This is a genomic window from Solirubrobacter ginsenosidimutans, assembly GCF_027587205.1.
This window is the reverse complement of the sequence record NZ_JAPDOD010000020.1, coordinates 57,141-77,234: the sequence shown is the minus strand read 5'-3', so window position 1 is coordinate 77,234 and position 20,094 is coordinate 57,141. Positions and strand designations below refer to the sequence as shown.

General features: G+C 70.8%; 23 protein-coding genes. 14 read left to right on the top strand and 9 right to left on the bottom strand.

The genetic code is table 11. The annotated features are described in order from the left end of the window. Positions 1-59: 59 nt before the first annotated feature. The 4 genes from OM076_RS20745 to OM076_RS20730 are packed head-to-tail and all read right to left on the bottom strand — an operon-like array spanning position 60 to position 4,152. The gene (locus OM076_RS20745; protein WP_270041967.1) at positions 60-1,607 is read right to left on the bottom strand and encodes an acyl-CoA carboxylase subunit beta; all 1,548 of its coding nucleotides are present in this window, start codon (positions 1,605-1,607) and stop codon (positions 60-62) included. Then, positions 1,585-2,550, bottom strand: a complete 966-nt coding sequence (locus tag OM076_RS20740) for a GGDEF domain-containing protein (RefSeq protein WP_270041966.1) — start codon at positions 2,548-2,550, stop codon at positions 1,585-1,587. The genes OM076_RS20745 and OM076_RS20740 overlap by 23 nt, the downstream gene beginning before the upstream one ends. Before the next feature lie 40 nt (positions 2,551-2,590). Beyond that, positions 2,591-3,370, bottom strand: coding sequence for an arginase family protein (locus tag OM076_RS20735; protein WP_270041965.1), 780 nt, complete (start codon positions 3,368-3,370; stop codon positions 2,591-2,593). Then, positions 3,367-4,152 carry an enoyl-CoA hydratase/isomerase family protein gene (locus OM076_RS20730; RefSeq protein WP_270041964.1) on the bottom strand — a complete coding sequence of 262 codons (786 nt, stop codon included), beginning with the start codon at positions 4,150-4,152 and terminating at the stop codon, positions 3,367-3,369. The genes OM076_RS20735 and OM076_RS20730 overlap by 4 nt, the downstream gene beginning before the upstream one ends. Positions 4,153-4,191: 39 nt before the next feature. Between OM076_RS20730 and OM076_RS20725 the strand changes: the two genes are divergently transcribed. The 7 genes from OM076_RS20725 (at position 4,192) to OM076_RS20695 (ending at position 11,179) form a co-directional block, all read left to right on the top strand. Then, the gene (locus OM076_RS20725; RefSeq protein WP_270041963.1) at positions 4,192-5,376 is read left to right on the top strand and encodes an acyl-CoA dehydrogenase family protein; all 1,185 of its coding nucleotides are present in this window, start codon (positions 4,192-4,194) and stop codon (positions 5,374-5,376) included. Between the two features lie 57 nt (positions 5,377-5,433). After that, positions 5,434-5,565 (top strand): hypothetical protein, encoded by a 132-nt coding sequence (locus OM076_RS20720; RefSeq protein ID WP_270041962.1) that lies wholly within the window; start codon positions 5,434-5,436, stop codon positions 5,563-5,565. A gap of 279 nt (positions 5,566-5,844) precedes the next feature. Then, entirely contained in the window at positions 5,845-6,822 is a 978-nt protein-coding gene (locus tag OM076_RS20715) for a M14 family zinc carboxypeptidase (RefSeq protein WP_270041961.1), read from the top strand. Further along, positions 6,729-8,336, top strand: a complete 1,608-nt coding sequence (locus OM076_RS20710) for a hypothetical protein (protein WP_270041960.1) — start codon at positions 6,729-6,731, stop codon at positions 8,334-8,336. The genes OM076_RS20715 and OM076_RS20710 overlap by 94 nt, the downstream gene beginning before the upstream one ends. 88 nt (positions 8,337-8,424) lie before the next feature. After that, the gene (locus OM076_RS20705) at positions 8,425-9,252 is read left to right on the top strand and encodes an SDR family NAD(P)-dependent oxidoreductase (protein ID WP_270041959.1); all 828 of its coding nucleotides are present in this window, start codon (positions 8,425-8,427) and stop codon (positions 9,250-9,252) included. Next, positions 9,249-9,635: a cupin domain-containing protein gene (locus tag OM076_RS20700; protein ID WP_270041958.1), complete on the top strand. Its 387-nt coding sequence runs from the start codon at positions 9,249-9,251 to the stop codon at positions 9,633-9,635. The genes OM076_RS20705 and OM076_RS20700 overlap by 4 nt, the downstream gene beginning before the upstream one ends. A 122-nt stretch (positions 9,636-9,757) precedes the next feature. Beyond that, on the top strand, positions 9,758-11,179 hold the full coding sequence (locus OM076_RS20695; protein WP_270041957.1) for an MFS transporter: 1,422 nt from the start codon (positions 9,758-9,760) through the stop codon (positions 11,177-11,179). Here OM076_RS20695 and OM076_RS20690 read toward each other — a convergent pair. Continuing rightward, complete coding sequence (locus OM076_RS20690; protein ID WP_270041956.1) at positions 11,146-11,871, bottom strand: lysophospholipid acyltransferase family protein; 726 nt, start codon at positions 11,869-11,871, stop codon at positions 11,146-11,148. The two genes, OM076_RS20695 and OM076_RS20690, sit on opposite strands and share 34 nt — an antisense overlap. A 236-nt stretch (positions 11,872-12,107) precedes the next feature. Here OM076_RS20690 and OM076_RS20685 point away from each other — a divergent pair, with 236 nt between their 5' ends. The 5 genes from OM076_RS20685 (at position 12,108) to OM076_RS20665 (ending at position 15,539) form a co-directional block, all read left to right on the top strand. Next, on the top strand, positions 12,108-12,320 hold the full coding sequence (locus OM076_RS20685; protein ID WP_270041955.1) for an acetyl-CoA carboxylase biotin carboxyl carrier protein subunit: 213 nt from the start codon (positions 12,108-12,110) through the stop codon (positions 12,318-12,320). Then, positions 12,321-13,085 carry an enoyl-CoA hydratase/isomerase family protein gene (locus tag OM076_RS20680; protein ID WP_270041954.1) on the top strand — a complete coding sequence of 255 codons (765 nt, stop codon included), beginning with the start codon at positions 12,321-12,323 and terminating at the stop codon, positions 13,083-13,085. Beyond that, positions 13,082-13,537, top strand: coding sequence for a RidA family protein (locus tag OM076_RS20675; RefSeq protein WP_270041953.1), 456 nt, complete (start codon positions 13,082-13,084; stop codon positions 13,535-13,537). The genes OM076_RS20680 and OM076_RS20675 overlap by 4 nt, the downstream gene beginning before the upstream one ends. Positions 13,538-13,779: 242 nt before the next feature. Next, on the top strand, positions 13,780-15,018 hold the full coding sequence (locus tag OM076_RS20670; protein WP_270041952.1) for an aminotransferase class I/II-fold pyridoxal phosphate-dependent enzyme: 1,239 nt from the start codon (positions 13,780-13,782) through the stop codon (positions 15,016-15,018). Between the two features lie 308 nt (positions 15,019-15,326). Continuing rightward, the gene (locus OM076_RS20665; protein WP_270041951.1) at positions 15,327-15,539 is read left to right on the top strand and encodes a DUF2188 domain-containing protein; all 213 of its coding nucleotides are present in this window, start codon (positions 15,327-15,329) and stop codon (positions 15,537-15,539) included. On the opposite strand, the gene OM076_RS20660 is transcribed toward OM076_RS20665, so the two are convergent. Genes OM076_RS20660 through rd form a run of 4 tightly spaced genes read right to left on the bottom strand, consistent with a single transcriptional unit; the run spans position 15,530 to position 18,543 of the window. Next, positions 15,530-16,231, bottom strand: a complete 702-nt coding sequence (locus OM076_RS20660) for a 3-keto-5-aminohexanoate cleavage protein (RefSeq protein WP_270041950.1) — start codon at positions 16,229-16,231, stop codon at positions 15,530-15,532. The genes OM076_RS20665 and OM076_RS20660 overlap by 10 nt on opposite strands. After that, positions 16,210-16,830: a fused MFS/spermidine synthase gene (locus OM076_RS20655; RefSeq protein ID WP_270041949.1), complete on the bottom strand. Its 621-nt coding sequence runs from the start codon at positions 16,828-16,830 to the stop codon at positions 16,210-16,212. Before OM076_RS20655 ends, OM076_RS20660 begins: the two co-directional genes overlap by 22 nt. Next, positions 16,827-18,353 (bottom strand): spermidine synthase, encoded by a 1,527-nt coding sequence (locus OM076_RS20650; RefSeq protein ID WP_270041948.1) that lies wholly within the window; start codon positions 18,351-18,353, stop codon positions 16,827-16,829. The genes OM076_RS20655 and OM076_RS20650 overlap by 4 nt, the downstream gene beginning before the upstream one ends. 10 nt (positions 18,354-18,363) lie before the next feature. Beyond that, the gene (gene rd / locus OM076_RS20645) at positions 18,364-18,543 is read right to left on the bottom strand and encodes a rubredoxin (protein ID WP_270041947.1); all 180 of its coding nucleotides are present in this window, start codon (positions 18,541-18,543) and stop codon (positions 18,364-18,366) included. 24 nt (positions 18,544-18,567) lie between these two features. On the opposite strand from rd, the gene OM076_RS20640 reads away from it, so the two are divergent. Beyond that, entirely contained in the window at positions 18,568-19,182 is a 615-nt protein-coding gene (locus OM076_RS20640; RefSeq protein WP_270041946.1) for an NUDIX hydrolase, read from the top strand. Next, entirely contained in the window at positions 19,179-20,081 is a 903-nt protein-coding gene (locus OM076_RS20635) for an NAD-dependent epimerase/dehydratase family protein (RefSeq protein WP_270041945.1), read from the top strand. The genes OM076_RS20640 and OM076_RS20635 overlap by 4 nt, the downstream gene beginning before the upstream one ends. Positions 20,082-20,094 lie beyond the last annotated feature (13 nt).

The following is a 20,094-nucleotide window of genomic DNA, read 5'->3' as shown; positions in this document are numbered from 1 at the left end:
GTCGACCTACACGCGGTGGCGCCCGTCTGAACCACCCACGCAGAGCCGAACATACCCGATCACACGGGAATCACACCATGCCTCCGCCACGGTCGCTCTACTTTCTTGCCTTCTGCGAGCTCAAGGGCCCGGATGATCGTCGGCCGCGTCTCACGCGGGTCGATCACATCGTCGATCATGCCGTTGCCCGCGGCGACGTAGACATCGATCAGCTCGCGGTAGGCGGCGATCAGCTTCGCCTTCTCGGCCGCCGGGTCCTCGGCGGCCTCGACCTGCTTGCGGAAGACGATCTCGACCGCCCCCTCGGCGCCCATGACCGAGATCTCCGCACTCGGCCACGCGACGATCAAGTCCGGCTCGTAGGCCCGGCCGTTCATGACGTAGTAGCCGGCCCCGTAAGCCTTGCGCAGCACGACGGTGATCTTCGGCACCGTGGCGGACGCCACCGCGTGCAGCATCTTCGCGCCGTGCCGGATGATCCCCGCGGCCTCGACCTTCGTGCCGACCATGAACCCCGGCACGTCGACCAGGAACAGGAGCGGGATCCCGAACGCGTCGCAGAGGTTCACGAACCGCGCGGCCTTGTCGGCCGAGTCGTTGTCGAGGATGCCGCCGAGGTGCCGCGGCTGCGACGCGACGATCCCGACCGGCCGCCCGCCCATCCGCGCGAACGCGGTGATGATCGTCCGCGCCCACTTCGGCTTGAGGTCGAACCACGAGCCGTCGTCGACGATCAGACGGATCACCTCGTACATGTCGTACGGCTTGCGGTTGGAGTCCGGCAGGACGTCCAGCAGCGCGTCCTCGATCCGGTCCACGGGGTCGCTCACTCCCAGCACCGGCGGCGCTTCCTCGCAATGCGACGGGAAGTACGAGAGGTACTGCTTGATCCGCTCGATGCACTCCTCGTCGGAGGCGCACTCGAGATCGCCGACGCCGGACTTGCGGCAGTGCACCCGCGCCCCGCCGAGCTCCTCCTGCGTGACGTCCTCGCCGATCGCCGCGCGCACCAGGTGCGGACCCGCGAGCGCCATCGAGCCGCGGCCGCTCACCATCGGCACGAAGTCCGCCAAGCCCGGGATGTACGCGGTTCCGGCGGCGCACGGCCCCATCAGCGCCGCCACCTGCGGGACGACGCCGCTCATCACCGCCTCCTCGCGGAAGAGATGCCCGGTGCCGGCGAACAGCGAGCCGACCGCCTCCTGGATGCGCGCACCCGCCGAATCCAACAGCCACACGATGGGAATGCGCTTCGTCAGCGCCAGCTCGCGCAGCCGCGCGACCTTGACCTCGCCGGTCATCCCCATCGAGCCGGCCATGACCGTGAAGTCGTAGGCGGCGACCGCCACCGGGCGCCCGTCGACGTCGCCCCACCCGGTGATCACGCCGTCGGCGGGGGCGCTGCGCCCGTCCATCGCGCGCTGGGAGAAGTGCGGGCGGGCGTGCAGGCCGAGCTCGGTGAACGTACCGTCGTCGATCAGCAGCGCGATTCGCTCGCGCGCGGTCAGCTTGCCGGCTTCGTGCTGGCGGGCGATCTTCTCCTCGCCCCCGCCGAGCCGCGCGGCGGCACGGCGTTCTTCGAGGTCAAGCGCGAGCGGTCGCAACATGCCCGTAGCGTGCCAGCCGCGCGTCCGCGAGGCGCAGGACCGAAGCGACGCTCTTGGCCTCCCGCGGGAGCTCGACCGTCGCCGCGCGACAGCCCACCGCGTGCTCCTCCGAGCGCAGCGCGCCGGACGCGGCGGAGACGATCCGCGACGCCGCGGGCCCGGTCTCCGCGAGCAACGCGCACAGCTGCACGCCGCCGAGCCGGTAGACGTGCCCGTCGCCGACCAGCGCCGTCTCCAGGCGGCGCGCGAGCCGCATCAGCAGCTCGTCGCCGGCCTGATGGCCGTGCTGGTCGTTGACCGCGCGCATCCCGTGCACGTCGAGCAGCGCGAACGTGGCCACGCGCTTCTCGCTCAGCAGCTGCCCGAGATCCTCGAGCAGCGCGCGCCGGTTGCCCAGGCGGGTGAGCGAGTCGTGCGTGGCCGCGAAGTGCAGCTCGGCGGCGGCCTCGGCGACCGCGCGGTTGGCGCGGCGCAACTCGACCTCGGCCATCGCCGCGCCCGCCAGGTCCTCGAGCACGCCGTGGTCGCGCCCGGTCCACTGGCGCGGCTCGTGGTCGATGGCGCACAGCGCGCCGAGTCGGATGCCGTCGGAGGTGGTCAAGGGCACGCCGAGGTAGGCGACGATCCCGTGCTCGATGATCGACGGGTTGTCGTGGACCTTCGGGTGCGAGCGCGCGTCGACGACCTCCAGCGGGGCGCCGGACTCGACGACGTGGCGGCAGAACGAGTGCGAGAGCGGCGTCTCGCGCAGGTCACCGACGCCGACGGAGGACTTGAACACCTGACGATCGGCCGTGACGAGCGTGAACAGCGCCACGGGCACGTGCAGGACCTCGGCGACCAGCCGCGTGACGCGGTCGAACGCGGCCTCGGGGGGCGTGTCGATCAGGCCGCTCTCGGCCAGGGCCGCGAGCCGGCGCGGATCGGCGAGCCCGTCGATCATGCGACGATCACCGGTCCGTGGGTCCCTGGGCCACGGTCGATCATGGCAACAGCGCCGCGACGATCGAGGCGACCAGCGCGGTCGCGACGGCGCGCGTCTCGTCGTCCTCGGACGCCTCGTACGCGGTGACCTCGACGCCGACGACGTCGCACTCGCGGGCGACGTCCGTGAGCAGCGTCCGCAGGCCGGTCTCGCTCAGCCCGTTCGGGACCGCGAACTGCGCGGGCAGCACGCTGGGGTCGAGCACGTCCATGTCGAGGTGCACGTAGACCTTCTCGCCCGCCAGCGCGGGCACGACCTGCGACAACCGCGCCGCGTGGCCGACCCCCGCGGTCTCGACCAGCACCCGCTCGCCCGCGTCGAGGTCGCGCACGCCGCACATCAGCACCCGCGCGGGCTCGATCGAGGGCTCGAAGCCGGCGTCCCAGCGCCCGCACGCGGCGGCCAGGCACATCCCGCCGAGAAAGCCGCTCGGCGTCGTCTTGGGCGTGTTGAAGTCCCCGTGGGCGTCGAGCCAGAGCACGCGCACGTCGGGCACCTGGCGCACGACGGCCTGGAACGTCGTCATGCAGATCGAGCAGTCCGAGGAGGTCAGCACCGGGAACTGCCCGGCGGCCAGCATGTCCTCGACCTGGCCGCCCGCCTCGAGCAGGCAGCCGTGCGAGTCGCGCAAGTCGTCCTCCCAGGACGACACCCGCGGCTCGCCGGGCTTGCCGACGAGCTTCGCGGCCGGGTCGAGAGCCAGCGCCAGGGCTTCGGCCCCGCGCGCGCCGCCCGCGGTGCGGTCCGACGTGCGACAGCGCAGTGCCGTGACGCTCACCGGCCGGTCCACACGGGCTCCCGCTTCTCGAAGAACGCGCGCACGCCCTCCTGGATGTCGCTCGTCGAGAACGAGATCGTCAGCTGCGAATGCAGGTACTCGATCGCGTCGGCCAGCGCCATGTCCTGCTGGCGGTGCATCGCGTCCTTGCCGAGGCGCATCAGCAGCGGCGACTTCGCGGCGAGCCGGCCCGCCCAATCCGCGACGACCGCGTCGAACTCGTCGGCCGCGACCACCTTGTTGACGATCCCGATCCGCTCCGCCTCGCGCGCGTCGATCTGCTCGCCCAGCAGGAGCAGCTCGTTGGTCTTCTTGCGGCCGACGTTGCGGTAGATCAGCGCCATGATCATGAACGGGAAGACCCCGACGTTGATCTCGGGCGTGCCGAAGCGGGCGCCCTCCTTGGCCACGATCAGGTCGCAGGCGAGCGCGAGCCCGAGCGCGCCGGCGAGGACGTGGCCGTTGGCGGCGCACAGCGTCGGCTTGCCGAGCTCGCCGATCAGGTGGAACAGGCGCGGGAAGCGGTCGGTCGCGAAGAACTTCTCGACCAGCGGCGCCTCGGAAGCGAAGGCGCCGAGGTCACCCCCGGCGGAGAAGACCTTCTCGTGCGTGGAGGTGAGGACGACGCAGCGCACGGCGTCGTCGTCGCGAGCGGCCGCGAAGGCGGCGAGCAGGTCGTCGAGCAGCTGATCCGACAGCGCGTTGCGCGCCTCGGGGCGGTTCATCGCGATCGTGGCGACGCCGCTTGCTGCGACGTCGTAGCTGACGGTCTCGAAGGGCATCTGCAGCTCCACCCTAACCGCACGGCGTAGATTGGCGCTATGGCCGCGACCGAAGTCCAGAAGCCCGATCACGCCGCCCCGCGGCGCCATTTCATCTTCACCGAGGAGCACGAGGCGCTGCGCGAGTCGATCCACTCCTTCGTGGTCAAAGAGCTCGCTCCGCACGCGGAGGAATGGGAGGAGACGACGTTCCCGGATTCGGTGTTCACCCGAATGGGCGAGCTCGGCTTCCTCGGCCTGTCGATGCCTGAGGCCTACGGCGGTCAGGGCGGCGACTACTACGCGAACCTCGTCCTCGCCGAGGAGCTGTCGTTCAGCGGCTCCGGCGGCCTGTCGATGGGCGTCGCGGTCCACACCGACATGGCCACCCCGCCGATCCTGCAGTTCGGCACCGAGGAGCAGAAGCAGGCCTACCTCGTGCCCGCGATCCGCGGGGAGAAGATCTCCTGCCTCGGCATCACCGAGCCCGACGCCGGCTCCGATGTGAGCGCCATCCGCACCCGGGCGGTGCGCGACGGCGACGAGTACGTGATCAACGGGTCCAAGACCTACATCACGAACGGTCATCGCGCCGACTTCATCGTGCTCGTGACCAAGACCGACCCCGACGCGGGCTACGACGGGTTCTCGCTCTTCCTGGTCGACATGGACCTGCCGGGCGTGATCCGCGAGAAGCGGCTGGAGAAGCTGGGCATGCACGCGTCCGACACCGCGCTGCTCGCCTTCCAGGACGTGCGGGTGCCCGAGACGGCGCTGCTCGGCCAGCTCGGCAAGGGCTTCTACCACATCATGTGGGAGCTCCAGGGGGAGCGGCTGATCGGCGCCGCGGGCTGCGTCGCGGGCGCCCAGCGGGCCTTTGACCGCACGCTCGCCTACGCGATGGAGCGCAAGGCGTTCGGCCGCTCGATCGGGCACTTCCAGGTCATCCGCCACAAGTTCGCGGCGATGGCGACCAAGATCGAGGCGTCGCGCTCGCTCGTCTACTCCACCGCCTGGCGCTTCGCCAACGGCGAGTACCCCGTGCGCGAGATCTCGATGGCCAAGCTGCATGCCTCGCAGATGTGCTGCGAGGTCGCCGACGAGTGCCTGCAGATCTTCGGCGGAGCGGGCTACATGCGCGAGTACAAGATCGAGCAGGCGTGGCGGGACCTGCGCCTGAACCGGATCGGCGCCGGCACCGACGAGATCATGCTCGACGTGATCGGGCGGTCGTACGGGCTCTAGCCCGAGTGGACAGAAGTACGGTTTCGCCGCTCATGTGAACACGGTTAGGGTCCGTCGATGCGGAGGGTCTATCTCGGCGCCATCGGCGTCCTGGCCTCGCTCGCGTTCGTATCGCCCGCAATGGCGGGAGAGCGCGTCGAGCCACTCAATCAATACATCGTCGAAGGCACGCCTGCCGAGCTTGGGTGACTCGGCAAGCAGGGCTACGACGTCACCGAGGGCGCGATCGCCCCCGGTCGGTCGGGCATCGTCGCCACCCCGTCGCAGGCGGAGGGCCTGCGCGACCAGGGGCTCGATGTCACGGCGGTCGGCAAGGAGAACACGCAGAGCGTCGCGGCGGCCGCGGTCGGCCCGCTCGCCGACCCGGTCTGGGGCTATGACGTCTTCCGCCCCTACGCGCTGAACCCGGCGCCCTGCCAGACGACCTGCTCCGGCGCGGTCGACGCGGCGGGCAAGCCGATCTCGCTCATGAAGTACTACGACATGCTCGCGGCGGCGAACCCGACGCTGGTCAAGCGCGAGGTCTACGGCCAGTCGCTGCTCGGCACCGATCTCGTCGCCTACAAGGTCACCGCCGGCGCGAACACCGTGGCGGACGGCGCCAAGCCCGGTGTGATGTTCCACGGCGCCCAGCACGCGCGCGAGTGGATCTCCGCCGAGGTCGTGCGCCGCGGCTACCAGTACTTCCTCGAGCACGCGACGGACGCCGCGTCGGGCATCCCGGCGGTGCTGGCGGCGACCGAGACGTGGTTCATCCCGGTGCTCAACCCGGACGGCTACGACTACACGTTCCAGACGCGCGCGACCCGCCTGTGGCGCAAGAACCTGCGCGACAACAACAACAACGGCACGATCGCGTCGGGCGACGGCATCGACACCAACCGCAACTTCTCCGAGAAGTGGCGCTACGACAACGAGGGCGCGTCGGACACGACGTCCAGCGACACCTACCGCGGTCCGTCGCCGGAGTCCGAGCCCGAGGTGTCCTCCTTCCACGCGCTGATGCACCGGATCAAGCCCGAGTTCTACGTCGACTACCACTCCTACGCGAAGCTCGTCCTGTATCCGATCGGTTGGCAGGTCGAGAGCTACGGCGGCGACACGCCGCTGATGGAGGCCCTCGCCGGCAACGATCAGAAGCCGGCCGTGGCCGGATACGACCCCGACGTCGGTGGCGAGCTCTACACCACCAACGGCGAGATCACCGACACGATGTACCTGCAGGAGAACGTGATGGGCTACACGGTCGAGCTCGACGCGGGTCCGGCACGCCGGTCGGCGGCACGACGACCACCGGTAACGCCTTCGGCTCCAACCCGAGCGGGTTCGTCTTCCAGGACCGCGAGGCCGACGTGCAGGACGTCTTCGCCCGCAACCTGCCGTTCATGCTCGACCTGGCCCGGTCCGCGCCGACGCCGGACAACCCGTCGTCGCACCTGGCCGTGACGATCCCGGACTTCGTCCCGGTGACGTTCCCGACGTCCTACGGCACTCCGCAGACCGTCGAGGTCAACGCCAAGCGCTCGCTGGGCGCCGTCACGCTGAAGTGGCAGATCGAGGGTTCCCCGACCGTCTACTCCGGCACGACCGACGAGTTCAACGGCGGGTCGCGCTACGGGAAGTCGGGCGTCGTCTTCCATCACATGCGCGGCTCGGTCGCCGGCTTCAAGGCGGGCGACAAGGTCAAGGTGTGGTTCGAGGCGGGTGGCAAGAGCTCGGATCCGTTCACGTTCACGGCGTCGGCGGCGGGTCGCGGCAACCGCGTCCTCGTGCTCTCGGCTGAGGACTACACGGGCCTCTCGCCGAACACGGCCCCGTTCGCCGGCCCGGCCGCGCTCGCCACCTACACCGATGCGCTGGCCGACGCGGGCATCCCCGCCGACGTCTACGACATCGACGCGCAGGGCCGTACGCAGGCCGACCTGCTCGGCATCCTCAGCCACTACAAGGCGGTCGTCTGGTACACGTCGCTGGACGATTTCGTCCGCGATCCGGGCCAGACCATCGGCGTCTCGAAGATGTTCGACGACCAGATGAATTCGATCCGCGACTACATCAACGAGGGCGGCAAGGTCCTCGTCACCGGTCAGCGCGCTCTGTCGGGCGCGTGGTCGCAGTACTCCTACAACCCGCTCGGACGCGTGCCCGACAAGCCCCAGTGCACGTCCAACACGGGCGCGGCGGCCACCGGCCAGCTCGAGAACTGCGTGCAGGTGTCCAACGACTTCCTGCAGTACTGGATGGGCGCGTACGCGCAGGCCACGCAGGCGTCGACGGAGGCCGCCGTCGGTGCGCTGACGATCGCCGGCCAGGCGCCGCTGGAGAGCTCCTTCAAGCTCACGAACCAGGCGTTCCTGCGGCGCTTCACGCCGACGTCGTCGTCCCTGTCGCCGGCGGCCTTCCCGGCCTTCGCCGACTCCAAGGCGTCGTTCCTGGTCAGCGGGTCCACCAACGCGGTGGGCGTGTCGACGGGCAGCACGCAGCTGTGGGGCTTCGGCCTGGAGAACATCGCCGACCGCGCGACGCGGGCGACGGTGATCCGCCAGGGCCTCGGCTCGCTCGGAGTCGATCCCTACACGCAGACCACGGGTGGTGTCGCGGGGGCGGTCCCGGCCACCCTGGGGCTCACGCTGGGCGCCAACGCCTCGTTCGGGGGCTTCACCCCGGGCGTGACGAAGACCTACACCGCGGCGATGACCGCCAACGTCATCTCCTCGGCGGGTGACGCGACGCTGACCGTCGCCGACCCGTCCACCAACCACACCGACCACCTCGTCAACGGCTCGTTCTTCCTCCCGCAGCCGCTCGGCGGCCTCGGCGTCGTGAAGACCTACGCCGGCCCGGTGTCCAACGACGCCGTGACGATCCCGTTCACCCAGGTGATCAACCAGACCGACGGCTTGCGCACGGGCGCCTACTCCAAGACGCTCACGTTCACGCTCTCGACCACCAGCCCGTGAGATAAACCCCACCTAAGGGGCCAGACCCCTTAGGTTATCTTTAGTCGGTGGTCCGCCTATCGGAGGGCCACCGACTAAGGTCCCCGCCATGGGTGTTCTCGACGACAAAGTGGCGATCGTGACCGGCTCCGCCCGCGGCATCGGCCGCGCGACGGCCGAGCTGTTGAGCGAGCACGGCGCCAAGCTGATCATCAACGACCTCGACGCCGATCTCGCCGCGCAGGCGGCGTCCGAGATCGCCGGGGAGACGGCGGTCTACGGCGGCGATCTGACCAAGGCGGGCGCGCCCGAGGCGCTCATCCAGACGGCGATCGACGCCTGGGGCAAGATCGACATCATCGTCAACAACGCGGGCTACACGATCGACGCGCCGGTCCACAAGATGTCCGACGAGGCGTACCAGCGGATGCTCGATATCCACACGATCGTCCCGTTCCGCGTCGTCCGCGCCGCCGCGCCGCACCTGCGCGAGCCGGCCAAGCAGGAGCGCGAGGCGGGCGTCGAGGTCTTCCGCAAGATCGTCAACGTGTCCTCGATCTCGGGCACGATGGGCAACGCGGGTCAGGCGAACTACGCGTCCGGCAAGTCCGCGGTGGTGGGACTGACGAAGACGCTGGCCAAGGAGTGGGGCCAGTTCAAGATCAATGTCAACGCGGTCGCGTTCGGCTGGATCGAGACGCGTCTGACCGCATCCAAGGACGCGTCGAACACCATGGAGATCGAGGGCGAAACGGTGCAGCTCGGCATTCCCGACCAGATGCGCACGATGGCGCCGATGCTGATTCCGATCGGCCGCCCGGGCACTCCTGAGGAGGCGGCCGGCGGCGTCTTCTTCCTCTGTTCGCCGTGGTCGAACTTCGTCCACGGACAGGTGCTGAACATCACCGGCGGGCAGCTCACGGGGATGATGTCGTGAAGCTCGTCAAGCCCTCCGGAGAAGAGCGCGACGTCCCGCGCGGCGTCGTCGGCGGCGCGGAGATCTCCCAGTCGACCACCGGCGCGCACAACCTCTACATGGGCATCTTCCGGGTTCCCGCGGGCTCACGCGGCCGCCCGCACTACCACGACAACTGCGAGAGCGCCCTGTACATGCTCAGCGGCGCGATCGAGATCCGCTTCGGCGACCAGCTCCAGGAGTCGCTGACGGTCGAAGCGGGCGACATGCTCTATGTCCCGCCGCGCGAGACGCACACCGTCGCGAACCTCTCCGACACCGAGCCGGCCGAGTACATCGTCGCCCGCGACTCGCCCACGGAGGACTCCGTCGAGGTCCCGTGGGCGGACCGCCCGACGACTTAAACCCCACCTAAGGGGTCTGGCCCCTTAGGTGGGGTTTAAGGTTTGTGAGTCACCACTAACTTGGCGCCCAGGCGCTCGCCGGAGGCTTGACTAGGTAAGGAAGTGAGTGCACACTCACTTCCATGTCCTCCACGTCACGCATCCGTCCGGTCTGGACGTTCGCGATCGTCTCGGTCGCCCTCTTCATGGTCGTGCTCGACAACCTCGTCGTCACGACCGCCCTGCCCTCGATCCGCGCCGACCTCGGCGGTGGGCTGCAGGCGCTCGAGTGGACGGTCAACGCCTACACGCTGACGTTCGCGGTGCTGCTGCTCACCGGCGCCGCCCTCGGCGATCGGTTCGGCCGCAGGCGCATGTTCGTGATCGGCCTCAGCCTCTTCACACTGGCTTCAGCCGGCGCCGCGCTGGCACCCTCGACCGGCGCGCTGATCGCCTTCCGCGCGCTGCAGGGCGCCGGCGCCGCGATCGTCACCCCGCTCACGCTGACGCTGCTCGCCGGCGCCATCCCCGCGCAGAAGCGCGGCCTCGCAATCGGTGCCTGGTCCGGCATCTCCGGCCTCGGCGTGGCGCTCGGCCCGCTGGTCGGCGGCGCGGTCGTCGACGGCATCTCCTGGCACTGGATCTTCTGGCTCAACGTCCCGCTCGGCCTCGTGCTCGCCCCGCTCGCCTACCGCCGCCTGAGTGAGTCCCACGGGCCGGCCGGCAAGCTCGACATCCGCGGCCTCGTGCTCGGCGGGCTCGGCCTGCTGGGCGTCGTCTACGGCATCGTCCGCGGCGCCGAGCTGGGGTGGACGAGCGCCACCGTGGTCAGCTCGCTGGGCGCCGGCGCGGCACTGCTCGCCTCGTTCGTCGCCTGGGAGCTGCGCTCGCCGGCCCCGATGCTGCCGATGCGCTTCTTCCGCTCCCGTGCCTTCGCGGCCTCCAACGGCGTCTCGTTCGCGATGTACTTCGGCGTCTTCGGCTCGATCTTCCTGCTCGCCCAGTTCTTCCAGGTCACGCAGGGCCTCTCGCCGCTCGAGGCCGGCCTGCGCACGCTCCCCTGGACCGCGATGCCGATGCTCGTCGCGCCGATCGCGGGCATCCTCAGCGACCGCATCGGCTCGCGCCCGCTGATGACGACCGGCCTCGCGCTGCAGGCGATCGCGATCGGCTGGCTGGCGGACGTCTCGTCGCCGGCCGTCGCCTACAGCACGCTGGTGATCCCGTTCATCCTCGCCGGCACGGGCATGGCCCTGGTCTTCGCGCCCACGGCCAACGCGGTGCTGAACGCCGTGCGCCCCGAAGAGGCCGGCCAGGCCTCGGGCGCGACCAACGCGATCCGCGAGATCGGCGGGACGCTGGGCGTCGCCGTGCTGGCGTCGGTGTTCGCCGCCAACGGGTCCTACGCCTCGCCGCAGGCCTTCACCGACGGCCTGACCAGCGCCGCGTGGGTCGGCGCGGCGGTCCTCGCCGTCGGCGCGGTCATCGCCCTGCTCGTCCCGGGCAAGCCCCGCACCGAGGACGCGCAGGCTCAGGTCGCCGAGCCGGCCGTCGCCTTGTCGTAGAGGGCGCGGACCTCGGCGAAGATCTCGTTCGCCGTGGCCTGCTCCTGCTCGCGGGTGGGCTTCTCGATCCGTTCGTAGGCGAACGGCTCGCCGTAGAAGACCTTCACCTTCGGAAACTGCAGGCGCTTCCAGTTGCGGACGTGGGAGGACCCGACGATCGCGACGGGAACGACGGGAGCGCCACTCAGCAGCGCGAGGCGGCCGATGCCGCGCCGGGGCTTCGTCGAGAGCTCGCCGGTGCGGGATCGGCCGCCTTCGGCGTACATGGCCATCGTGTCGCCGCGGTCGAGGATCGTCACCGCGGTCACGAACGCCTCGTTGTCCGCCACGCCGCGGCGCACCGGGAAGACGCCGCCAGGCGAGTAGACGTACTGCAGCGGCGGCTTGAAGAGCTGCGACTTGGCCATGAAGTGGACCTTGCGCCGCAGTGCCACGCCCAGGAAGAAGTGATCGAGGAAGCTGAAGTGATTCGGCGCGAGGATCACCGGGCCGACCGCGGGGACGCGCTCAGGATGCTCGTTGCGGGCGCGGAAGAAGATCCACGCCATCAGGCTCATCAGGATCCGGACGAGCTCGTAGACGAAGTTCGGCCGGTGGGTGCGGGTGCGCTGGTGGAAGCGGTCGAACTCCGCGCCTTCGCGGGAGTCCTTGTAGACCTGCTCCTTGAGCTCGCTCAGCTCCGGCTGGCTCATGATGCGCCGAGAATACCGCCGAGGCGGGTAGCGGCGGGCGGGTCGTCCAGGAGTCCCACCCGCCGCTTCCTATCGCCGGTTCGCCGTGCGCCGCGGGAGGAGAGGTCGCGACGAACAGCGATTCCCATGGTGCCGAGGCCGGTGGTTAACACGTACCGACGCCGTGTACGCAATCAGTAGGGCGCATACCGACCGGGTGTCTATATCGTGGCGCGAAACACGAGCAGGGGGCGGCGGTGGCAGAAGTCGAAGCCAACATCACAGGCACCGTGTGGAAGGTCGAGGTCTCCGTCGGGGACACGATCGAGGAGGGCGACACCGTCGTGATCCTCGAGTCGATGAAGATGGAGATGCCGATCGAGGCCGAGGACGCCGGCACGGTCGCGGAGATCCGCGTCGAGGAGGGACAGTCCGTGCAGGAGGGCGACGTGCTCGTCGTCCTGTCCTAAGTGGGCTCGATCCTGGTCGACGCGCCGGCCGACGGGGTCGCGCGGCTGACGATCTCCAACCCGGCCAAGCGCAACGCGCTGGACCGGGGTGTGCTCGATGGCCTCGTCACGGCCTTGGCGGCGATCGACGCACGCGCCGTGATCCTGACCGGGGAGGGCGACGTCTTCTCCGCGGGCTACGACATCGGCGATCTCTCCCCCGGCGCGCTGGCGGAGGAGGCCGCGGAACTGCTCACCCACCCGTTCGAGGCGGCCGTCGCCGCCCTGGACGCGGTGCCGGTGCCCGTGATCGCCGCGCTGGGCGGGCACGCCTTCGGCGGCGCCTTGGAGCTGGCGGTCACCTGCGATCTGCGCGTGTGCGCACCGGGTGCCCGGCTCGGCATGCCGCCCGCCCGCCTCGGCGTCGTCTACTCCCACACCGGGCTGCGGCGCTTCGTCGACGCGATCGGCTCCGCCCGCACCCGCGAGCTCTTCCTCACCGCGCGGCCGATCTCGGCCTCGGAGGCGCACTCCTGGGGGCTCGTGAACGAGGTGATCGACGAGCCTGGCTCGCGCGCGCTGGCGCTGGCGGCGGAGATCGCCGCCCTCTCGCCGCTGTCGCTGCGCGGGAACAAGCGGGTGCTTCGAGCGCTCGTCCCGCCACTTGATCCTGCGCTGGAGGCCGAGCTGCACGCGCTGCGCGACGCCGCGTTCCGCTCGGAGGACTTCGCCGAGGGCGTGCGCGCCTTCACCGAGAAACGGCAACCGAAGTGGAGGGGAACGTGAGCGCCGAGACGCGACTTTCAGAGCTGGGGATCGAGCTGCCGCCGCCGTTCGCGCCGGTCGGGAACTTCGTCGCCGCGCGCGTGTCGCGCGGGATGCTCTACGTGTCCGGGCAAGGGCCGGCGGGTCCGGACGGCATGGTGACGGGGAAGGTCGGGAACTCGCTGACGCTGTCGCAGGGCGTGGCCGCCGCGCGGCTGGTGGGGCTGAATCTGCTGGCGGTGATGCGGGCCGAGCTCGGCTCGCTCGACCGAGTCACGGCGATCGTGAAGCTGCTCGGGATGGTCAACTGCGCGCCCGGGTTCAACGACACGCCCACCGTGATCAACGGCTGCTCGGACCTGCTCGTCGAGGTCTTCGGCGACGCCGGCCGGCACGCCCGCTCGGCGGTCGGGATGGCCGAGCTGCCGTTCGACATCGCCGTCGAGGTCGAGCTGGTGGCCGAGATCGACTGAGCCCGGATCGACCGATTCTCGCGGGCCCTCGCGGCCGTGGACAGCGCTCCTGGCCGATCGGACGGGACCCGAAGGGACCACCCTGAGGGTGCCCGTCCGATCGACCATCAACGGAGCCCACGACCACGAGTCATCCACGATCGATCGGTCGATCCGGGCTGAGTTCGTCCGAGCCTCCCCGTACTTTCCGGCCAGAGCCCACTCGAACGCCCGGGCCGGAGGCGGCCCAGGGAGGATCTTGGATGCTGGATCTCGAGGACCGCCTGGACGAGCTCAATCAGCTCGGTCTGCACCAGCGCATGCGGATGGTCTCCGGACCGCAGGGGCCGCGCGTGGTGCTCGACGGGCGGCCGGTGCTGTTGCTGTGCTCGGGAAACGCGCTCGGGTTGGCCGACCATCCGAAGGTGCGCCAGGCGGCCGCCGACGCGGCGATGCGCTGGGGCGTGGGAGCGGGCGCGGCACGCGTGTCGAGCGGGACGATGACGCTGCACCGCCGGCTCGAGGAGCGGCTCGCCACGTTCACCCACCACCGCGCGGCGCTGCTGTTCGGATCCGGCGCGATGGCCAACATGGGGGTGATCCCCGCGCTCGCGCGCCGCGCGGAGGTCGTGCTGCATGACGAGCTCAGCCACACCTCGATCGCCGACGGCTGCCGCCTGTCGGGAGCCGAGGTCGTGGCCTACCGTCACGCCGACCCCGAGCACCTCGCGTGGGCGCTGCGCCAGTCCGACGGGCGCGCGACGCTGATCGCCACCGACGGCATGTTCGGCATGGACGGCGACGTCGCCCCGCTGGCCGAGATCGTCGAACTGGCCCGCGTGTACGACGCGCGGGTGCTGGTCGACGAGGCGCACGCTTTGGGCGCGCTCGGCCCGGGCGGGCGCGGCGCCGTGGCCGAAGCCGGCCTCGAAGGCCAGGTCGACGTCGTCACCGGCACTCTGGGTAAGGCGCTGGGTTCCTACGGCGGCTTCGTCGCCTGCGACCACGTCACCGCCCGCTTCCTCGTGCACTCCGCCCGGACTCTGCTCCACTCGACCGCGCTGCCGCCGGTCGCGGCCGCCGCCGCGATGGCCGCGCTGGACCTCCTGGAGGAGCAGCCCCGCCGCGTGGAGAAGCTGCGCGCGAACGCCGAAGCGCTGCGCGACGGCCTCGCCCGCGAGGGCTTCGAGGTCGCCGGCGCCGCCGCCCACGTCGTGCCGCTCGTCGTGGGCGACGCGGAGCTCGCGAGCCGCATCGTCGACCACGCTCTGGAGCTCGGCGTCTTCGCCGAGGCGATCCGCCCACCCGCCGTCCCGGAGGGAACGGCGCGGGTGCGTTTGTCGGCCATGGCCTCCCACACCCGCGAGGAACTCCGAGGAGCGGCGACGGCAATGGGCCGCGCGGCCCTGCGCGCAGGCTTCCGCCCCGGCGCCGGCCTCCCGGTCGCCGCCGCCCAAGGCGCCGTCTTCGACGGCCAGTCGGGCCTCGCCCGCGCGGCGTAGCCCATCGCCGCCCGCACCGCGGGGGCCCGCGGCATGCCCGGTCATCGCCCGCCCCGCCGCGCGAAACTCGGGGGTGCCCCGGCAAAGTGTCGCCAGGCGAGAGTTAGACCAGGCACCCCCTCGCCGCCGCACCGCGGGGGCCGCCCACGGCATGCCCGGGTCATCCGAAACTCGGGGGGTGCCCCGGCAAAGTGTCGCCAGGCGAGAGTTGGACGGGGCACCCCCCGGCCCACCGGTACAACGGTCCCACGCGAATCTCGGCCAGCCGTCCAAACTGAAAGTCGCGCGAGCGTCCTTGAATGCTCGTCATGGCCGCTGAACTGCACGTGCTCCCCCATGCCAGCACCGGCGGGTGGACCGTCGATACCGCGGGCTCCGTACCAGCGTGGTTCGCGACTCTGGGCGAGGCCCAGCAGGCCGCGTTGCGCCAGGCCGGCGCGCGGGATACGCCGGTCTTCCTGCACGATCGTTATCACCGCGTCCGGCCGCTCTTCACGCGGCGGGGCAGCGGTCAGGCGTAGCGCAGGACCGTTTCCACGACGAGGGCCGCGTTGTCGGGAGCGCGGCGCCCGTCGGGGAGCGTCAGCACGTCCTCCAGCCCGATCCGGATCTCACGACCGATCGGCACGGCCGCGTCGAGCACCGCCCACGTCGCGGCCCCCACGCCGTGATGGAGCCGCGGGGCGCGGATGAATACGCGGTCCAGCGCCGCGTCGACGTCGCGCGCCATCGCCACCGCTTCCTCGGCGTTCTCCGAACGCGGCTCGACGAGCACGCGCCGCACTTGCACGCCGCTCTCGGCGAGAATCTCCGCGTCGCGGCCGGTCCACATCCCCGCCTCGATCCCGATCCCCCGCGCCGTCACGACGTCCGCGAGCTCGCGCCAGCCCTCCTCGGACAGGTTGATCGACACCAGGTCGGGCACGACCGTCCACTCGGAGATCAGCCGGGCGCGCGCTTCGACGTCACCGCCGGTGATCCACAACCCCGTGGAGAACGAGATCTCGATCCCCGGCGCCGCCGTCCGCATCGCCTTCACCGCCGTCGCGATGTCGCGCGCGTCGAGCGACTCGTGCCCGTCGCGGTCGCGCGGGTGGGCATGCAACGACTCCGCACCCGCCGCCACGCACGCCCGCGACGCCGCGGCCAGCTCATCGGCAGAGCGCGGAACGCCCGCCTCGCGGTCGCCGTTCAGGCAGGCCTGGAGGACCATGCCACCGGAGCCGAGACGACCGCCAACAACAGCGCGCAGATGAGGAACGTCCAGCGCGTTCCGACCCACGGGATCAGCGCGAGCGTCGCGGCGAAGTTGCCGACGAGCCCGCCGGCGGTGCCGAGCGCGTAGAGCCGCCCCGTGACGTCGCCGGCGGCCGACACGGAGCGCATCCGCAGCCGGATCGCCCACGGCGACAGCGCGCCGAGCACCAGCACGGGCGGCGCCACCAGCACGATCTGCACCAACAACGAGCCCGAGAACTCGCCCAACGCGTCCTCCGTCGCGCCCAACAGCGGAATCGCAAGCAGCGGGATCAGCGCCACCAGCGCCGCGCCCAAGAGCCCCGTCAACGCCAGCCCGCGCGCATGCGGATGGCGGTCAGCAAGCCGCCCGCCCAGCCAGTACCCGCCCGCCAAGGCCACCAACACGATCGCGATCGTGTTCGCCCACACGACGGTCGAGGCGCCGAAGGCGGGCGCGATCAGCCGCGCCGCGGCGATCTCGGCGCCGAGGGTGGAGATGCCAGCGACGAAGACGATGCCCTCGGGGAACCCCCACGGCTCGCGGCGGCGAGCTGATTCAACGGCAGCGCTCATCCGCCCGTCTCCCCCGCCGCGTACGACACGATCGAGGCGTCGATCAGCCACTCGACCGGCGCGCGGTCGTCGGTGAAGACGTCGCCGCCGCGCAACGCGGGCCGGAGCCGCTCGGCGCTCAACGCGGCGACCGGGTTCAGGACCGCCGGCAGCGGCGCCTCGCGCAGCGCCGCCGAGCTGAGCTGCACGTCGGACGCGATCACGAGCGAGTTCTCGGCCTGGATCGGATCTCGCGCCACGTGTGCGAAGACCTTGCCCAACGTGGCGCTCAGCGCCTTCTCCAAAGCGTCCGAATCCGCCGGATGCCCGATGTTGATGATCACCGAGCCGCCGGGCTTCAACCGGTCGCGCACCAGCGTGAAGAACTCGCGCGTGGTCAGGTAGAAGGGGATGTACGGCTGCCGGTAGGCGTCCACGAAGATCGAGTCATAGCGCTCCGCAGTCCCGCGCAGGAACGGCCGCGCGTCCTGCGCGAACTCGCGCAACTGCGGCCGCGGCTTCAACCCGAAGTAGCGCTGCCCGATCTTGAACAGCTCCGGGTCGATGTCCACGGCGTCGACCAGCGTGGACGGGAACAGCTCCGCGTACGCCCGCGGGACGGTTCCGCCCGCCGTGCCCAGCACCGCGATCCGCCCTGGCGGCTTCCCGCTTCCCGTCACGAACGGCAGCACCAGGTACCCGTCCCAGTACCCGCCGGTCATCACGGTCCCCGGGCGCCACAGCGAGTGGATCGCCTGGCCCTCGTTGAGCTCGAGCTTGCGCGTGCCGTCGGGGCTCTCGACCACCCGCGCGTACTGGTACGGCGTCTCCTTCTCGTAGAGCACGCGACCGTTGTCGGCGGGCTTGGTGGTCCCCGGCGGCAGCGCGAGCGCGGCCAGCAGCACCGCCGGCACGGTCAGCCACGCCCCGCCCAGACGCGCCGCGGAGACGAGCGCCGGTACCGCCGCGAGCACCAGGAACGTGCGCTGCGTCCCGATCGCCTCGATCGCCCACAGCGACACGAAGAACACACCCACCAACGAGCCCACGGTCGAGATCGCGTACAGCCGCCCGGCGACCACGCCGGACTCCTCCACCGACGCCACTTTCAGCCGCATCGCCCACGGCGACACCGCGCCCAACAGCAAGAGCGGCACCGCCACCAGGACCAGCGTCCCGAACAGCGAGGCGGTGAACGCCCCCACCGACAGGTCGTCGAACGCGCTCACGCTCAAAGACAGGAACGGATGCGCGATGAACGGCACGACGGCCAGCAGCGCGCTGCCCAGCACAACGAGCCCGTTCAAGGCGTCCGCCGTAGGTCGCCGGTCCGCCAGCCGCCCGCCCAGCCAGTAGCCCACCGACAGCGCGAGCAGCACGACCGCGATCGTGTTGGCCCAGATCACGGTCGAGGACCCGAAGAACGGCGCCATCAGGCGCTGGGCGGCGATCTCCGCCCCCAGCGTGCTCATGCCGACTGCGAAGACCAGCGTCTCCAGCGGGAGCGCCAGCCCTCGAGCCGGGCTCGACCGAAGCGCCGTCACCGCAAAGAGGCTAGCCCTCGTACGGGGAAAAGTCAGCCTTGCGAGCGCCGCAGACCGGGCAGTACCAGTCCGTCGGGATGTCTTCGAACGCGGTGCCGGCCGGGATCCCGCCGTCGGGATCGCCCTCCGCGGGGTCGTAGATGAAGCCACATGATTCGCAGATCCATTGCCGGGCCGTGTCCGTGCTCATTGGCGCGCATATTAGGCTGACCCGATGACGCACGGTCCGGAGCCAGGCACGATCCTCAACGAGAGTGGCGAACCGACGGTGCCGCGCCAGGCGGCGACGGTCGTCGTGCTGCGTGGCGGGTCGACCACGCTCGAGGTGCTGCTCGTGCAGCGCACCCACAAGGCGCGCTTCATGGCCGGAGCGTGGGTCTTCCCGGGCGGGGCGGTCGATGCCCACGAGGGCGAGGGCGACCGGGCCCACCGGGCCGCGGCGGTCCGAGAGGTCGAGGAAGAGGTGCAGATCGCCCTCCCGGACCCGAGCGCGCTGGTGGCGTTCGCGCGCTGGATCACCCCGCCCGAGGTGTCGATCCGCTTCGACACCTACTTCTTCCTCGCCGTCGCCCCCGACGGCGCCGAGGCGGTCCCGGACGGGAGCGAGATCATCGACGCGCGCTGGTTCGAGCCCGCCCGCGCCCTCGAAGGCTCCGAGGCCGGCGAGCTGCTGATGGTCTTCCCGACGATCAAGAACCTCGAGGTCCTCGCCCGCTTCGACAACGCGGACGCGTTGCTCGAATGGGCCTCGACGCATGAGGTGCGCCCCGTCCAGCCCCGCGTGGAGGGTCACGGCGAGACGGCGCGGATCGTGCTCGACGAGGAATGATCGTCGCGGTCACCGGGCCGACCGGCGAGCTGGGACGCGCGTTCCTGCGCGCGCTGCAGCGCGACGGCGCGATCACCCGCGTCCTCGGCATGGCGCGCCGCCCGTTCGACCGCGGTGACCTGACCAAGCTCGAGTACCGCCAGGGCGACGTCCTGGATCCCGAAGCGGTCGACGCCCTCGCCCGCGACGCCGACGTCCTCGTCCACCTCGCCTTCATCATCATGGGCGGGCGCGAGGAGACCCGCCACGTCAACCTGACCGGGTCACGGAACGTCTTCAAAGCGGCGCGCAAGCATGTCGAGCGCCTCGTCTACACCTCGTCCGTCGCCGCCTACGGGTTCCATTCGGACAACCCGCAGCCGCTGACCGAGGACGTCGCGCCGCGCGGGAGCGAGCGCTTCTACTACTCCCACCAGAAGGCGGAGCTCGAGCGGGCGCTGGGCGAGGAGTTCCCCGGCGCCTACGTGCTGCGCCCGTGCATCGTCGCCGGCCCGGATGCGCCGATGCTGCTGCGCCAGCTCCCGCCCAAGCCGCTGCTGATCCCGGACCCGGGCACGCGCTTCCAGCTCGTCCACCACGACGACGTCGCGACGGCGCTGGTCGCCGCGACCAAGGGCGAAGGCGAGCCCGGCGCCTACAACCTCGCCGGCGACGGGACGATCTCGCTCACCGACCTCGCCCGCGCGACCGGCCGCTTCGCGTACCCGATCCCGCGGCTGCTCCTCGAACCTGCCGCGCTGGGCGCGAACCTCCCGCTGGTCCCGACGCTCGCCCAGTGGGTCAACGCGCTCCGGACGCCGGTGATCATGGACACCGGGAAGGCCCGGAAGCAGCTCGGCTGGCGTCCGCGCTACGACTCGAGAGCGACCCTGGACGAACTGGTGCGCGCGATCCCGTAGTTCATCCCAGTGT